Origin of the sequence: Salmonella sp. SJTUF15581 (assembly GCF_043356775.1) — a bacterium.
Lineage (GTDB): Bacteria > Pseudomonadota > Gammaproteobacteria > Enterobacterales > Enterobacteriaceae > Salmonella > Salmonella enterica.
This window is the reverse complement of record NZ_JBEUJY010000005.1, coordinates 79,067-93,933: the sequence shown is the minus strand read 5'-3', so window position 1 is coordinate 93,933 and position 14,867 is coordinate 79,067. Positions and strand designations below refer to the sequence as shown.

The following is a 14,867-nucleotide window of genomic DNA, read 5'->3' as shown; positions in this document are numbered from 1 at the left end:
ATATCGCCGAATTCGGCTCTACTCTGGAGTCGCGTTGATGATTGTAAGAAAACGCCGTGGTCACCGGACATTGCGTTGTCTGGCGGGCCTTATGGCCTGCTCGTTTTTTATCAATACCACGTATGCCTGGCAACAAGAATATATCGCTGAAGCGGCTCCGGGGCATACGACGGAACGCTATACCTGGGACAGCGATCACCAACCGAATTACAACGACATACTGGCCGAACGTATTCAGTCTACGCAAAATACGGTGGGTCCGGTGCTTAGCCTGGCGGATGAAACCCCGCTTGATGCGACCAGCGGTATCAGTATGGGCTGGAATTTTCCGCTTTCCCGACGCGTGACCACTGGGCCGGTCGCGGCGTTGCATTACGACGGTTCGACGTCATCAATGTATAACGAATATGGCGATAGCGCGACGACATTAGCGCTTACCGATCCGTTATGGCATGCCAGCGTCAGTACGTTAGGCTGGCGGGTAAACTCGCAGTTCGGCGATGTCCGTCCCTGGGCGCAGATCAGCTATAACCAACAGTTTGGGGAAAATATCTGGAAAGCGCAGTCCGGGTTGAGTCGTATGACCGCAGGAAATCAGGCGGGAAACTGGCTGGATGTCACCGTAGGCGCGGACGTGTTACTTAACCCGCACATGGCGGCGTATGCGGCGTTTTCCCAGGCGGAAAATAGCGCTACGGATAGCGATTATTTGTATACCCTGGGGGTGAGCGCCAGGTTTTAACTTAAAAACTACCATCGAAACGCTGTGATAACAGATCTTGTGGCGGAAGTAGGGTGCTAACCTTCTGCGTTATCTTTGCGCTGTTAATCATCTCGCTGGCGGTTTCCACCACTATTCGCCAGCCGCAGCGGGAGAGGGTTAGCGAAGCGTCTGCGTAACACATGCAACACCAGGCGTACAGCGCACCCATTTGGTGCTCTTTATTTTTATTTAGCACAAATACCTAATCAATTGGAGTTAAAAAAACGTCTAATAAATAAGGAATGCATTTAACTTATTTATGAATAGGAAGAAATAATATATTATTTATATTAATTTATTCTTAATAAAAATTTACATTTATGTACGTTACATTTGTAACATATTGATTTCTATTTTTTTTAAGCTTAACTAAAAAATATTTTTATATATACTAATTATAGTATCTAATACCCATCTCTATACACTCCATTTCCTCACAGAATGCAGATAACCCTAAGGATGCGTTCTGTTATCTACCGTCATAAATGGAGTTTTTAATGAAAAAAGTTGTTTTTGCTCTGTCTGCTCTCGCTGTAGTTTCCACTTCTGCTTTCGCTGCTGAATCTGGTGACGGCACCATTAAATTCACCGGTGAAATCGTTGACGCGCCATGCGTCGTTTCTACTGACTCTCAGAACCAGGAAGTTGTGCTGGGTCAGGTTAAGAAAAATATCTTCAAAGCCATTGGCGATAAATCTGTTTCCAAGCCTTTCCAAATCAAACTGGAAGACTGTGACATCACCTCTCAAACCAAAGTTAACGTGAGCTTCGCTGGCGTTGGAGATGCAGACGACGCGACACTGGTTTCTGTTAACACTGAAGCAGGTGCGGCAACTGGCGTGGGCATCGGTATCTACGACAACGCTAACAAGCTTGTTGAAATGAACACCGGTAAATCCACCACTACGCTGGCTGCTGGTCAGACCGTGCTGTACTACACCGCTAACTACGTTGCAACAAAAGATACTGTAACCACTGGTTACGGTAACGCAGAAGTGGACTTCAACCTGTCCTACGAATAATCGAATTTTCGTTAATACAGTCAATCATAATGGCAACGGAAATCCCGTTGCCATTTTTTCCAGCGGAGGCTCAGGAAGAGAATCATGAACCGCTCACGTTTGATATCTTGCACAGCACTGGTGCTGGCGCTGATTGCTCAAAACAGTTTTGCCGGTGGCGTGGCATTAAGCAGCACACGTGTTATTTATGACGGTAGTAGAAAGGAAGCTTCTCTTACGGTAAATAATAAAAGCACCACGGATGAATTTCTCATTCAGTCATGGATTGATGATGCTAACGGTAATAAAAAGACGCCCTTTATTATCACTCCGCCGTTATTTAAATTAAGCCCGACTAAAAATAACGTTTTACGTATTGTTAATACGACGAGCACGTTACCGCAGGATCGCGAGTCCGTTTATTGGATTAACGTAAAAGCTATTCCTGCCAAAAGTGAAGACGCGGAAGCTAAAAACGTACTGCAGATCGCCGTACGTACCCGCTTAAAACTGTTCTATCGTCCGGCGGGCCTGAAAGGCAATAGCATGGACGGCTGGAACAAACTGCAGTTCACCAGCGCAGGGGCTAACCAGATCAAAGTGGAAAACCCATCTGCCTTTAACCTGACGTTTAATAAATTTTATGCCAACGGCCGTGATATTGAAAAAACGGGAATGGTTCCGGCAAAAGGCTCATTGAATATTGAACTGCCAGCCGGCACCGGCAAGGTAAGCGAAGTTAAATACAACATTATTAATGACTTTGGCACGGCTGGCGACATGTTGACACAGCGCGTTAACTAACACGTTTTAAAGGATTATTACTATGACATGGACGCATCTTCCTCTGGGCAATAAGACCTCGCGTTTTACGCAGTCTGCGCTTGCGCTGATGATAGCGAGTACGCTCCCCGCGTATGCGGGAACATTTAACCCGCGCTTTCTGGAGGATGTGCCGGGTATTGATCAGCACGTTGACCTTTCAATGTATGAATCCAATAAAGCTGAACACCTGCCAGGTAAATACCGCGTCTCGGTGGTGGTCAACGAAAAAAAAATGGAGTCTCGCACCCTGGAGTTTAAGGCAGCGACAGAGGCGCAGCGCGCAAAAATGGGTGAATCCCTGGTGCCGTGCTTAAGCCGCGTGCAGCTTGAAGATATGGGCGTGCGTATTGATAGCTTCCCGGCGCTGAAAATGGCCCCGCCTGAAGCCTGCGTTGCTTTTGACGACATTATTCCCCAGGCCGCCAGCCATTTCGATTTTGCAGACCAGACCCTGATCATGAGCTTCCCGCAGGCTGCGATGAAGCAGACAGCGCGCGGTACGGTGCCAGAATCGCAGTGGGACGAAGGGGTGAATGCCCTGCTGGTGGATTATAACTTCTCCGGCAGCAACGCCAGCTATGACGCGCACGACAGTGATACCAACTACAACAGCGACAGCTACTATCTGAACCTGCGCAGCGGTATGAACCTGGGGGCATGGCGATTACGTAACTATAGTACCTGGACGCGAAACGACGGTAACAACACATGGGATAACATTGGCACATCCCTAAGCCGTGCCATTGTGCCGCTGAAATCACAGCTGACGTTGGGGGATACCTCCACCGCCGGTGATATTTTTGACAGCGTTCAGATGCGCGGGGTGCAGTTAACTTCTGACGAAGAGATGCTGCCTGACAGCCAGCGCGGGTTTGCGCCCGTCATCCGGGGTATTGCCAAAAGTAACGCCGAAGTCACCGTTGAGCAGAACAACTACGTTATTTACCGTACGTTTGTTCAGCCGGGTGCGTTTGAAATTAACGACCTGTATCCAACCTCAAACAGCGGCGACCTGACGGTCACCATTAAAGAATCGGACGGCAGTGAGCAGAAGTTCGTTCAGCCGTTCTCCTCGGTGGCGCTCCTCCAGCGTGAAGGCCATCTCAAGTACAGCCTTTCCGCCGGGGAATACCGTGCCGGGAATTATAACAGCGCCGAGCCGAAATTCGGGCAGCTTGATGCCATGTACGGCCTGCCATATGGCTTTACCGTTTACGGTGGTGCGATCTTCTCTGACGACTATTACTCGCTGGCGGGAGGATTAGGTAAAAACTTCGGCTATATCGGCGCGATCTCCATCGATGTAACCCAGGCAAAAAGCAAGCTGGCAAATGAGGAGAATTCGGAAGGTCAGTCTTATCGTTTCCTCTACTCCAAGAGCTTTAACAGCGGTACCGATTTCCGTCTGCTGGGTTACAAGTATTCGACCAGCGGCTATTACACCTTCCAGGAAGCGACGGATGTGCGCAGCGATGCGGACAGCTCTTATAGCCAGTACCACAAACGTAGTCAGATTCAGGGCAACGTGACGCAGCAACTGGGCGCCTGGGGCTCGGTCTATTTTAACGTCACGCAGCAGGACTACTGGAATGATGAAGGTAAACAGCGTTCGCTGAATGCCGGTTATAACGGCCGTATTGGCCGCGTGAACTACAGCATTGCTTACACTTGGACGAAAAGCCCGGAGTGGGATGAGAGCGATCGTTTACTGTCATTCTCCATGTCGATTCCACTGGGACGCGTGTGGAGTAACTACCACCTCACGACCGATCAGCATGGCCGAACCAACCAGCAGTTAGGGGTGAGCGGCACCGCGCTGGAAGAGCACAACCTGAACTATAGCGTGCAGGAAGGCTACGGCAGCAACGGCGTGGGTAACAGCGGCAGCGTGAACCTGGATTACCAGGGCGGCGTGGGTAGCGCCAGCCTGGGTTACAACTACAACCGTGACGGCCAGCAGGTGAACTACGGTTTGCGCGGCGGTGTAATAGCCCATAGCGAAGGTATCACTCTTTCTCAACCGCTGGGTGAATCCATGGCCATTATCTCCGCACCGGGGGCGCGCGGCGCGCACGTGATCAACAACGGTGGTGTGGAAGTAGACTGGATGGGTAATGCGGTCGTGCCTTATCTCACTCCGTACCGTGAAACGGAAGTCTCACTGCGAAGCGACAGCCTGAACAACCAGGTTGACCTGGATACCGCCTCCGTCAACGTAGTGCCGACGCGCGGCGCGATTGTTCGTGCCCGCTTCGATACCCGAGTGGGCTATCGTGTGCTGATGAACCTGACGCAGGCCAATGGCAAAACGGTGCCGTTTGGTGCTACCGCCACGCTGCTGGATACCACAAAAGAGTCCAGCAGTATCGTGGGTGAAGACGGTCAGCTTTATATCAGCGGGATGCCGGAGAAAGGTGCCCTTCAGGTGAACTGGGGTAAAGACCAGGCACAGCAATGCCGCGTGGCGTTTACGCTGCCGGAACAACAGGATAATACCGGCGTGGTGATGGCGAATGCCGTCTGCCGGTAACAGGGAAGGAAACGATTATGTTGAAAAAGTTGATGATGTTTGCGGGCCTGCTGGGCGGGTCGGTGCTGTTTTCTGGCCAGGCGCTGGCGGCAGCGGATTGGGGGGCGTGTACGCCTGACGGCGGGACTCATGTTTTTTCGGCCACGCTGAACAAAACCATCACTGATACGTCCAAGAATGCCTCAGGTATGGTTTTCCGTGATTTTTGGTCGTGGGATTTAGGGGGGGATTACGATGCTGTTTGTGAATGTCCAGAGGGGACTGCTACGGCATCGACATATTATAAAGCTACTTCCCCCCTCGCTCCTGGCCACAGCGAAGGCGAACGCCAATATTTTATTATCAATAATAATATCCAGATTTCAGTCGATGTTTGGGTTCAGGGACACTATCAGGATTATAAAACAGCGCCATTTTCTAATTTAGATAATCTGTCCGCCGCCAGAGCAGGCTGCACTGTGGGTGATGTACGGTTTACAACAGGAAGCAAAGGAAAATTATCTCTTTATATTAATCATCCATTTGTCGGTGAACTGCAAATACCGAGTACAAAGATACTGGACTTGTTTGGAACCCACAAAGTAGACGTTTATAATGCCAGTCCGTTGGCATCCGTATATTTAAGTGGGAGCATCATTGTTCCACAGGGCTGTGAACTCTCCAGCGGCAGCACGCTGGAAATTCCGTTTGGGGAATTTAAGGCCACTGATTTTAAAGATCGCAAAGGACAAGTTGCAAAGAACGCCACGAAATTCACCAAAGAGCTGCAGTTTAAATGCACCAATATTTCCGATGGCGTAAAGATCTTCCTGCGTATTGAGGGAATGCCAAACGCTAATGATTCGAATGCCATCGACATGGGCAACCCGGATATCGGTGCCATCATTGAGGGTGCTAACGGTAAAATTTTGGTGCCAAATGACGCCAGTGTTAATCAGGAGCTGAGCGTATCGGGTCTTGTTGACGACACGCACCGTACCGCCTCAACGACCATTTCGGCTTACCCCATCAGTACCACCGGCAAATTGCCGGCCGCCGGGGATTTCGAGGGAATTGCCACCATGCGTATTGATGTGGAGTAAGCAGGATGAAAAACCTTCATGCTTTGATGCCAGCGTGTTTACTGCTTACCACTTCCGCGATGGCGGCACCGTCGAATATCGGTTCTGCTGGTGATATCCACTTTACCATTACTATTAAGGCGGCTACCTGTGAACTGGAAAACGACAGTATCGACGTCAATATGGAGACTGTGGTGCTTCAGCGCCCGGTAAAAGTGGGTAAAGAGCTGAACCAGAAAAACTTTAGCATCGGCTTAAAAGATTGCGCGTATGCCACAAAGGCCAGCGTTACGATGGACGGTTCTCCAGACCCGACTGACCCCTCGCTTTTTGCCCTGGATAGCGGCGGCGCGACGGGCGTGGCGTTAAAAATTAAAACGTCTGGTGGGGAGCAACAATACCCCTCCAGTACCGACTCTACGCCCGTAGAACACACCGTCTGGTTTGATGGTACTAACAAGCTGAACTATATCGCCAGCTATGTGCCTGTTAAGCCGGATGCCACCGTTGGCCCAGCGAATGCGACGGTGAATTTTAGCGTCACATATGAATAATCACTGAGGGCCAGTTCGCTGGCCCTTTTCCATTTTTAGTGATTTTTTGTAAAAATCTTCTCCGATCACACTCTCCGTTGCCACTTTCCCCTCTGCTTGTGGTCTACTTAACCGTGCTTGTAGACTTTCTTACATCTGCGTTAGCCGCATATTTACCTGTTTGATTAAAGAATCGTTGTACAGGTCGTTTTTATCCCGATTCCCAGGGTTTGTTTGCATGAGATACATTAAATCGATGACGCAACAGAAACTTAGTTTCTTGCTTGCGCTCTATATCGGTCTGTTTATGAATTGCGCCGTGTTTTACCGCCGTTTCGGCAGTTATGCGCAAGAATTTACCATTTGGAAAGGCCTCTCCGCAGTTGTCGAACTTGGCGCCACGGTGCTGGTCACTTTCTTCTTACTTCGTCTTCTTTCACTGTTTGGCCGACGCGTCTGGCGCGTGCTGGCCACGCTGGTGGTGCTGTTTTCCGCTGGCGCCAGTTATTACATGACCTTCCTGAACGTGGTGATTGGCTACGGCATTATTGCGTCTGTTATGACCACCGATATCGATCTCTCGAAAGAGGTGGTGGGGCTGCACTTCGTATTGTGGCTAATTGCCGTGAGCGTGCTTCCGCTCATCTTTATCTGGAGTAACCACTGTCGCTACACGTTGTTGCGCCAGCTACGTACGCCGGGGCAGCGTTTTCGCAGCGCCGCTGTAGTGATACTCGCAGGCGTAATGGTGTGGGCGCCTATCCGCCTGCTGGATGTACAGCAAAAAAAGGTTGAACGGGCGACAGGTATCGACTTACCCAGCTATGGCGGCGTGGTGGCGAACTCCTATCTGCCTTCAAACTGGTTATCTGCGTTAGGGCTGTATGCCTGGGCGCAGGTAGATGAGTCGTCGGACAATAATTCGTTAATAAACCCGGCCAGGAAATTTACCTATGTTGCGCCGAAGGATGGGGATGACACCTACGTTGTTTTCATTATCGGTGAGACGACCCGTTGGGATCACATGGGGATTTTCGGCTACGAGCGTAATACCACGCCGAAGCTGGCGCAGGAAAAAAATCTGGCGGCGTTCCGCGGCTATTCCTGTGATACCGCGACGAAGCTTTCTTTACGCTGTATGTTTGTACGGGAAGGCGGGGCGGATAATAACCCGCAGCGTACCTTAAAAGAGCAGAATGTTTTTGCCGTACTCAAACAGCTCGGATTCAGTTCCGATCTGTACGCCATGCAGAGCGAGATGTGGTTCTATAGCAATACCATGGCGGATAATATCTCCTACCGCGAGCAGATCGGCGCCGAGCCGCGTAACCGCGGTAAAACGGTTGATGACATGCTGTTGATTGATGAGATGCAGAACTCGCTTGCCCAGAATCCTGAGGGTAAGCATCTGATTATCCTGCATACTAAGGGGTCGCATTTTAACTATACGCAACGTTATCCGCGCAGCTACGCTCAGTGGAAGCCCGAATGTATTGGGGTCGATAGCGGCTGCACGAAAGCGCAGATGATCAACTCTTACGATAACTCCGTGACCTATGTGGATCACTTTATTACCAGTGTGTTCGATCAGCTGCGTGATAAAAAAGCGATTGTGTTCTACGCGGCTGACCACGGCGAGTCGATTAACGAACGCGAACATTTGCACGGTACGCCGCGCAATATGGCGCCGCCGGAGCAATTCCGTGTTCCGATGCTGGTATGGATGTCGGATAAATATCTTGCCAGTCCGCAACATGCGCAGATGTTCGCTCACCTGAAACAGCAGGCGGAGATCAAAGTGCCGCGTCGTCATGTGGAGCTGTACGATACGATAATGGGCTGCCTGGGGTATACATCGCCGGATGGCGGCATTAACCAGAACAACAACTGGTGCCATATTCCCGATGCGCAGAAAGTCGCCGCGAAGTAGGTTGTCTGCCGACTTTCTCGCCGATTGAATTGTATTTTGCGACTAAGGGATTGACGGGCGTGCGCCTGAGCAGTAAGATGCGCCCGCATTCGGTGATTGGCGCAGCCTGGTAGCGCACTTCGTTCGGGACGAAGGGGTCGGAGGTTCGAATCCTCTATCACCGACCAAATTCAGAAACCCTGCTCAACGAGCAGGGTTTTTTGCATCTGAAGCCTGACGAGGATGAGAACCTCCGGGGGCAAGAGGTTCGACCCGAGCGAAGCGAGAGAACGTTGCGTCAGCAACGGCCCGCAGGGCGAGCCACGTAGTAGCGAGTCATCCTCTATCACCGGCAGGTTGATGCCCGCACCACCAGTTCAGGCATGATCCCGTCGCTGTGACTGACCTTCTTGCCCGCCAGCAAATCAAATAATAGCGTGATTGCCTGTCGCGCCACCTCATCAAGATGCATATTCACTGCCGTCAGCGGCGGCAGCGATTCGCGCGCGCGGATACCGTCATAGCGAGTAACCACCCGCATTTGTTCAGGTATGGCGATGTCTTGTTCCTGAAAAGCGCGTACCGCGCCGCTGGCAAAGGTGTCGATCAGCACCAGCACGCCGTCAACGTCGGGATGCGCCTGTAATAGCTGCTGCGCGGCCTGGTAGCCGGCATTTTCACCCTCGTTTTCATTGAGAGAGTAGACGACGGGGTCCTGGCGCCCCGCGCACCAGCGCTGGTAAGCCGCTTCGCTCTCCAGAACTGATGTTCGTCGTGTGTTACCGACAAATAACGCACATTTTCTGGCGCCGGAGGCCTCCAGATGAGCGAGCAGAAGCTGTGCTGTTGCCGCCGAGTGCAGCTCAACCCACGGCACAGGCGTGTCGGTGCCCGGCGTGCGGCCAATGGTGACGCAGGGAATGCCCGCTTGCGCCAGCGCCTGGAGCTGCGGGTCGTTCTCCGCCGGCTCAATCAGGATCGCCGCGTCAAAGCTGACGGCATCCAGTGGATTTGCCCCCGGCGGCACCAGAATCAGCGCATGCTGTTTTTCCAGCGCCATCATCGCGGACGTTAACGCCACCTCCATCATAAATCCCAGTCGTGACGCGCCGGAGGCAATCGCCAGCGGCACCGAAGAGAGCAAGGCAATGGTATTGGTTTTGCCGGTTCGCAACTGGCGGGCGCGAATATTCGGCGTGTAGTTGAGCGCAACAATGGCCTCTTCAATACGCCGTCGCGTCTGCGGCTCGACAAAGCGGGTGTTGTGCAAGGCATTGGATACCGTCCCTGGCGATACGCCTGCATGGCGGGCAACATCAATCAACTTTGCGCGTTTTTTATTTTGAACAGCCATCTGCTTCCTGACCTGCGAAAATTTGCGCACAGGGTAGCATATTTACCAGACGGTAACGTTTGCTTTTTTTCGATGGTGATCGTAAAAAACTCTTCATTAAAACGTTTTAATGGGGTATTTTGGCGCAAATTTATTCCTCAGGAGGCGATGTGGCACACTTAACTCAGGATTCGACTTTCACCCTTGGACGCCGTCTGGCGGGCCTTATCTACGCTGATAAGGCGAAGAGCTTTGGCGGCTATACGCTTTTTGCGCCGCAAACCGCCGAAGGGCGGGTTTACCTGGTGGACGAGCAGGGCGAAGTCGCGCATCAGTGGCAGCTTCCGGTTCGCGCCGGGCGTGATGCGGTGCTGCTGCCGAACGGTAATCTGGGTTATAACGGCAGCCACCGCACTTCAGCGAACCTCTATCCGGCGTGGGATCTCTGGCACGGCGGCGACTTCTACGAAGTGACGCCGGATAACGAAATCGTCTGGCATTACGAAGATATTTACCATCACCACGATGCTCAGTGGCTGGAAAACGGTAACCTGCTGTATACCGCCGCGTCGCCGTTACCTGCCGATATCGCCGCCCGTGTTACCGGCGGCGACCCGCGCCGCGATGCGCCGGACGGCGTGATTCAGAGCGACGTCGTCAAAGAGGTCAATCGCGACGGTGAAGTGGTCTGGGAATGGCGTGCCTGGGAGCATTTGAATCCGGAAGATTTCCCGATTCATGATATTTTCGACCGCCGCCACTGGCCGATGATTAACGGCCTGTCCGTCACCCGTGATGGCCTTGTGCTGATGAGCCTGCGTACCACTTCCGGCGTCATTGCCGTGGATAAAGAGAGCGGGAAGGTTATCTGGCATGCAGGGCCGGAAGTCGTAGCGCAGCAGCACACGCCGGTTGAGATGGAGAACGGGTCGATTCTGGTTTTCGATAACGGCAACCTGCGTCCCGGCGTCACCTCGCCGCATTCCACGGTGCTGGAGTTCGATCCGCAGACCAAAGCGATTACCTGGCAGTATCGCGATATCTTCCCGCCGGCGTTTTTCTCGCCGTATATGGGGAGCGCGCAGCGGTTGGCGAACGGAAACACCTTTATCTGTGAATCGGCGTTTGGCCGCCTGTTTGAAGTCACCCCCGAAGGCGAAACGGTATGGGAATATATCATTCCGTTCTTTAATGAATATCCGGAGCACCTCAGTAAAGGCATTATTCCTGGAAAACAGAACAGCGCCTTCCGTGCGCATCGCTATGCCGCTGATGCCATTAGTTGGTTGAAATAATACAGACCGCCAGCCCGCGCTGGCGGTTATTTTTTTGATGTTTTATGGGAGTTAATCATGCCGCAACCTGGCCTTACTACGCCGGATAACGATGCATTACCCTGGCAAACCACCTTACTTTTGGCGCTTCAGCATGTGCTGGTCGTTGCCGCCACCCCCATTACCTCCGTCTTTCTGATCGCCAAAGCGCTCCACTTTACCGATACGGTGACCGCCTCGGTACTTAGCGCGACCTTTCTGATGTGCGGTCTGGGCGCTATTTTGCAAAGCCTGGGTGTGAAAGGGGTGGGCGCGCGTTTGCCGTTTATTATGGTACCGGGGGGCGCGCCGATTGCGATTTTCGTTGCGATCGCTTTACAGACCAATATCCAGACCGCGATTGGCGCCGTAATTCTGACCTCGCTGTTCTACTTTATCGCGTTGCCGATTTTCCGCCGCTGCCTGCACCATTTTCCCCCCTTTATCATCGGCATCATGCTGCTAATGGTGTCGATTAACCTTATTCGCCTGTACGGCGGGTTGATCATTGGCCAGCCAGGGAGCGCCGACTTCGCTCATCCAACCAGTATCATTTTATCGCTGGGGACTATCCTGATAACGCTGATTTTCGCGCTGGCGTTTAGCGGTATTTTGCGCCAGCTGGCGGTGATGTTCGGCCTTTTAGCGGGAACGCTGCTGGGAATGGCGCTGGGCAGCACCGATTTTAGCGGTGTTAGTCACGGGCCGCTGTTTAGTTTCCCACAGCTTTTGCCGTTCGGCTGGCCGATTTTTGATCTCTCCGCCTCGCTGCCGTTGCTGATTTACGCGGTCATCTCTATGGCTGAAGCAACCGGGCAAACGATTGCGACCGCGGAAATAGTCAATTCCACGCAAAATGTGCAGCAGGCGATTCCACGTACCATTCGTGGTGATGCGGTAATGTCGCTGCTGGGGGGGATTTTTGGCACCTCCTTAATTATCACTTCCGGCGAAAATATTGGGGTGGTACGCACCACTAATGTGAAATCGCGTTTCGTGACTGCGGCTGCCGGAGGATTGTTAATCCTGATTGCCATATTCGCGCCGCTGGTACGTCTGGCGACCTGTCTGCCAGGTTCGGTGGTGTGCGGTACGGCGGTGATTGTCTTCAGCATTATCGGGGTCATCGGCATTGATATGATTGCGCGTGAGCCACTGCATACGCCGGGTAAAACCTATGCGCTGGCGATGGGGTTGGCCATGGGAATGCTACCTATACTGGTACCCGGCCTGTATCAGAATTTCCCGGCGGGCGTACAGATGGTCTTTGGCAACGGCATGGCAGCGGGGACGTTGACGGCGATTCTGGTGAACTCGTTGTTTAACTGGAGCGAAAAGCGCACGCAGGCCAGGGTCAAAAGTTAGTTTTTGTGATCGCGGTAGGCCGCACGACGGCCTACTTATTTACAATTTTGTGACATATTCGATGGTGTTTTTCAATGTCCGTATAACTCTTTTTTGCACACGGCTTATGGATAACCTCAGCATTTTCGCCTGTGCGTTTTAGCGTTAGTGGTATTAATCGCTCAGATAATCAACATATCGAAAGAAATTTTTCAATTAATGTCTAATTGTTAATCACTAACTGTTGCAAAATATTAAGTGAATAACTCTGCCTTTCTGCCTATAGCACAAATTTCCCTGCTGAAAATACCCTTCTGAACTTTTTTTAATCTTTGTTTGTTAATTCTCACCGTTGTTGTAAAAGCTGGTTACCTGTATTGACGTTTTGACATTCTATTGACAGATTGTAGGGAATGAGGGGCATTTTATGGAGAATCCGCACTGCAACTCAGTCGATTATGCGAACGGAATCCCCACCTCTCACTACTGACCTGACCAGGTAAAAAACAAAAAAGGCCGGGCGGTAAAAGCCTTTGCAAAGGGCAAAACAACATACATCACAATTGGAGCAGAAGAATGAGTATTTCCTTGAAGAAGTCAGGGATGCTGAAGCTTGGTTTGAGCCTGGTGGCTATGACCGTTGCAGCAAGCGTGCAGGCCAAAACCCTGGTTTATTGTTCAGAAGGCTCGCCGGAAGGCTTTAACCCACAGCTCTTTACGTCTGGCACCACCTATGATGCCAGTTCCGTACCTATCTATAACCGTCTGGTTGAATTCAAAACCGGCACCACGGAAGTGATCCCGGGTCTTGCTGAGAAGTGGGATATCAGCGAAGACGGTAAAACCTATACGTTCCACCTACGTAAAGGGGTGAAATGGCAATCCAGCAAGGATTTCAAACCCACGCGCGAGCTGAACGCCGATGATGTCGTGTTCTCTTTTGACCGGCAGAAAAACGAGCAGAACCCGTACCATAAAGTGTCTGGCGGCAGCTATGAATACTTTGAAGGCATGGGGCTGCCGGATCTGATTAGCGAAGTGAAGAAGGTCGACGATCACACGGTGCAGTTTGTGCTGACGCGTCCGGAAGCGCCGTTCCTTGCCGATTTAGCCATGGACTTCGCCTCTATTCTTTCCAAAGAATATGCTGACAACATGCTGAAAGCCGGTACGCCGGAAAAAGTGGATCTGAACCCGGTCGGCACTGGCCCGTTCCAACTGGTGCAATATCAGAAAGACTCCCGCATTCTCTACAAAGCTTTTGACGGCTACTGGGGCACGAAGCCGCAGATCGACCGCCTGGTCTTCTCCATCACGCCTGACGCCTCTGTGCGTTACGCCAAACTGCAGAAGAACGAATGTCAGGTGATGCCGTATCCGAACCCGGCGGATATTGCGCGCATGAAAGAAGATAAAAACATCAACCTGATGGAGCAGGCGGGTCTGAACGTGGGTTATCTCTCCTATAACGTGCAGAAAAAACCGCTGGATGACGTCAAAGTTCGCCAGGCGTTGACCTATGCCGTGAATAAAGAGGCCATCATCAAAGCCGTTTATCAGGGCGCGGGCGTTGCGGCGAAAAACCTGATCCCGCCGACAATGTGGGGTTACAACGACGATATTAAAGACTACGGCTACGATCCGGAAAAAGCGAAGGCGCTGCTGAAAGAAGCCGGTCTGGAAAAAGGCTTCACCATCGATCTGTGGGCGATGCCGGTACAGCGTCCCTATAACCCGAATGCGCGTCGTATGGCGGAAATGATCCAGGCGGACTGGGCGAAGATTGGCGTTCAGGCCAAAATTGTCACCTATGAATGGGGCGAATACCTCAAGCGCGCTAAAGATGGCGAGCACCAGACGGTGATGATGGGCTGGACCGGCGATAATGGCGATCCGGATAACTTCTTCGCCACGCTGTTCAGCTGCGATGCCGCCCAGCAAGGCTCCAACTATTCAAAATGGTGTTATAAGCCGTTTGAAGACCTGATTCAGCCTGCGCGTGCGACCGATGACCACAACAAGCGTATTGAGCTCTATAAACAGGCCCAGGTTGTGATGCATGACCAGGCGCCGGCGCTGATCATCGCTCACTCCACGGTTTATGAGCCAGTGCGTAAAGAAGTTAAAGGCTATGTGGTTGATCCATTAGGCAAACATCACTTCGAAAACGTCTCTGTCGAATAATTAAAAGAGCGCTGCGCCCCGGTGTTGTGTAGGCCGGATAAGCGCAGCGCCATCCGGCGTAATGCTTTATC

11 protein-coding genes, 1 tRNA gene and 1 other RNA gene are annotated in these 14,867 nt (G+C 51.9%); 12 read left to right on the top strand and 1 reads right to left on the bottom strand.

The genetic code is table 11. The features are described from left to right. The first annotated feature begins 37 nt into the window (after positions 1-37). From ABVN36_RS11110 to ABVN36_RS11070, 9 genes are all read left to right on the top strand, one after another. Entirely contained in the window at positions 38-742 is a 705-nt protein-coding gene (locus tag ABVN36_RS11110; RefSeq protein ID WP_023138206.1) for an autotransporter outer membrane beta-barrel domain-containing protein, read from the top strand. A gap of 518 nt (positions 743-1,260) precedes the next feature. Then, positions 1,261-1,785, top strand: a complete 525-nt coding sequence (gene lpfA / locus ABVN36_RS11105; RefSeq protein ID WP_001518613.1) for a long polar fimbria major subunit LpfA — start codon at positions 1,261-1,263, stop codon at positions 1,783-1,785. 84 nt (positions 1,786-1,869) lie between these two features. After that, entirely contained in the window at positions 1,870-2,568 is a 699-nt protein-coding gene (gene lpfB / locus ABVN36_RS11100) for a long polar fimbrial chaperone LpfB (protein WP_001082125.1), read from the top strand. A gap of 22 nt (positions 2,569-2,590) precedes the next feature. Further along, positions 2,591-5,119: an outer membrane usher protein LpfC gene (gene lpfC, locus ABVN36_RS11095; RefSeq protein ID WP_023138205.1), complete on the top strand. Its 2,529-nt coding sequence runs from the start codon at positions 2,591-2,593 to the stop codon at positions 5,117-5,119. Between the two features lie 17 nt (positions 5,120-5,136). After that, complete coding sequence (gene lpfD, locus ABVN36_RS11090; RefSeq protein WP_000914405.1) at positions 5,137-6,201, top strand: long polar fimbrial protein LpfD; 1,065 nt, start codon at positions 5,137-5,139, stop codon at positions 6,199-6,201. A 5-nt stretch (positions 6,202-6,206) separates the two neighbouring features. Continuing rightward, positions 6,207-6,734, top strand: a complete 528-nt coding sequence (gene lpfE, locus ABVN36_RS11085) for a long polar fimbrial protein LpfE (protein WP_000792959.1) — start codon at positions 6,207-6,209, stop codon at positions 6,732-6,734. Positions 6,735-6,951: 217 nt separating this feature from the next. Then, entirely contained in the window at positions 6,952-8,643 is a 1,692-nt protein-coding gene (eptB, locus tag ABVN36_RS11080; RefSeq protein ID WP_023138204.1) for a kdo(2)-lipid A phosphoethanolamine 7''-transferase, read from the top strand. A 90-nt stretch (positions 8,644-8,733) separates the two neighbouring features. Further along, positions 8,734-8,810, top strand: a tRNA-Pro gene (locus ABVN36_RS11075). A 34-nt stretch (positions 8,811-8,844) separates the two neighbouring features. Continuing rightward, a non-coding RNA gene (locus ABVN36_RS11070) (RtT sRNA) lies at positions 8,845-8,978 on the top strand. On the opposite strand, the gene ABVN36_RS11065 is transcribed toward ABVN36_RS11070, so the two are convergent. Beyond that, positions 8,969-9,976, bottom strand: coding sequence for a substrate-binding domain-containing protein (locus ABVN36_RS11065; protein WP_023138203.1), 1,008 nt, complete (start codon positions 9,974-9,976; stop codon positions 8,969-8,971). The genes ABVN36_RS11070 and ABVN36_RS11065 overlap by 10 nt on opposite strands. Before the next feature lie 149 nt (positions 9,977-10,125). Between ABVN36_RS11065 and ABVN36_RS11060 the strand changes: the two genes are divergently transcribed. From ABVN36_RS11060 to dppA, 3 genes are all read left to right on the top strand, one after another. Continuing rightward, positions 10,126-11,250: an aryl-sulfate sulfotransferase gene (locus tag ABVN36_RS11060; RefSeq protein WP_000940805.1), complete on the top strand. Its 1,125-nt coding sequence runs from the start codon at positions 10,126-10,128 to the stop codon at positions 11,248-11,250. 57 nt (positions 11,251-11,307) lie between these two features. Next, positions 11,308-12,633: a uracil-xanthine permease family protein gene (locus tag ABVN36_RS11055; protein WP_001136079.1), complete on the top strand. Its 1,326-nt coding sequence runs from the start codon at positions 11,308-11,310 to the stop codon at positions 12,631-12,633. A 555-nt stretch (positions 12,634-13,188) separates the two neighbouring features. After that, positions 13,189-14,796 (top strand): dipeptide ABC transporter periplasmic-binding protein DppA, encoded by a 1,608-nt coding sequence (gene dppA / locus ABVN36_RS11050; RefSeq protein WP_000028047.1) that lies wholly within the window; start codon positions 13,189-13,191, stop codon positions 14,794-14,796. Positions 14,797-14,867 lie beyond the last annotated feature (71 nt).

Excerpts from the sequence above, each read along its gene's own strand:
- eptB (WP_023138204.1), top strand. The coding sequence starts at position 6,952 with ATGAGATACATTAAATCGATGACGCAACAGAAACTTAGTTTCTTGCTT.
- lpfA (WP_001518613.1), top strand. The coding sequence starts at position 1,261 with ATGAAAAAAGTTGTTTTTGCTCTGTCTGCTCTCGCTGTAGTTTCCACT.
- ABVN36_RS11110 (WP_023138206.1), top strand. The coding sequence starts at position 38 with ATGATTGTAAGAAAACGCCGTGGTCACCGGACATTGCGTTGTCTGGCG.
- lpfD (WP_000914405.1), top strand. The coding sequence starts at position 5,137 with ATGTTGAAAAAGTTGATGATGTTTGCGGGCCTGCTGGGCGGGTCGGTG.
- lpfC (WP_023138205.1), top strand. The coding sequence starts at position 2,591 with ATGACATGGACGCATCTTCCTCTGGGCAATAAGACCTCGCGTTTTACG.
- ABVN36_RS11065 (WP_023138203.1), bottom strand. The coding sequence starts at position 9,976 with ATGGCTGTTCAAAATAAAAAACGCGCAAAGTTGATTGATGTTGCCCGC.
- lpfE (WP_000792959.1), top strand. The coding sequence starts at position 6,207 with ATGAAAAACCTTCATGCTTTGATGCCAGCGTGTTTACTGCTTACCACT.
- lpfB (WP_001082125.1), top strand. The coding sequence starts at position 1,870 with ATGAACCGCTCACGTTTGATATCTTGCACAGCACTGGTGCTGGCGCTG.
- ABVN36_RS11055 (WP_001136079.1), top strand. The coding sequence starts at position 11,308 with ATGCCGCAACCTGGCCTTACTACGCCGGATAACGATGCATTACCCTGG.
- dppA (WP_000028047.1), top strand. The coding sequence starts at position 13,189 with ATGAGTATTTCCTTGAAGAAGTCAGGGATGCTGAAGCTTGGTTTGAGC.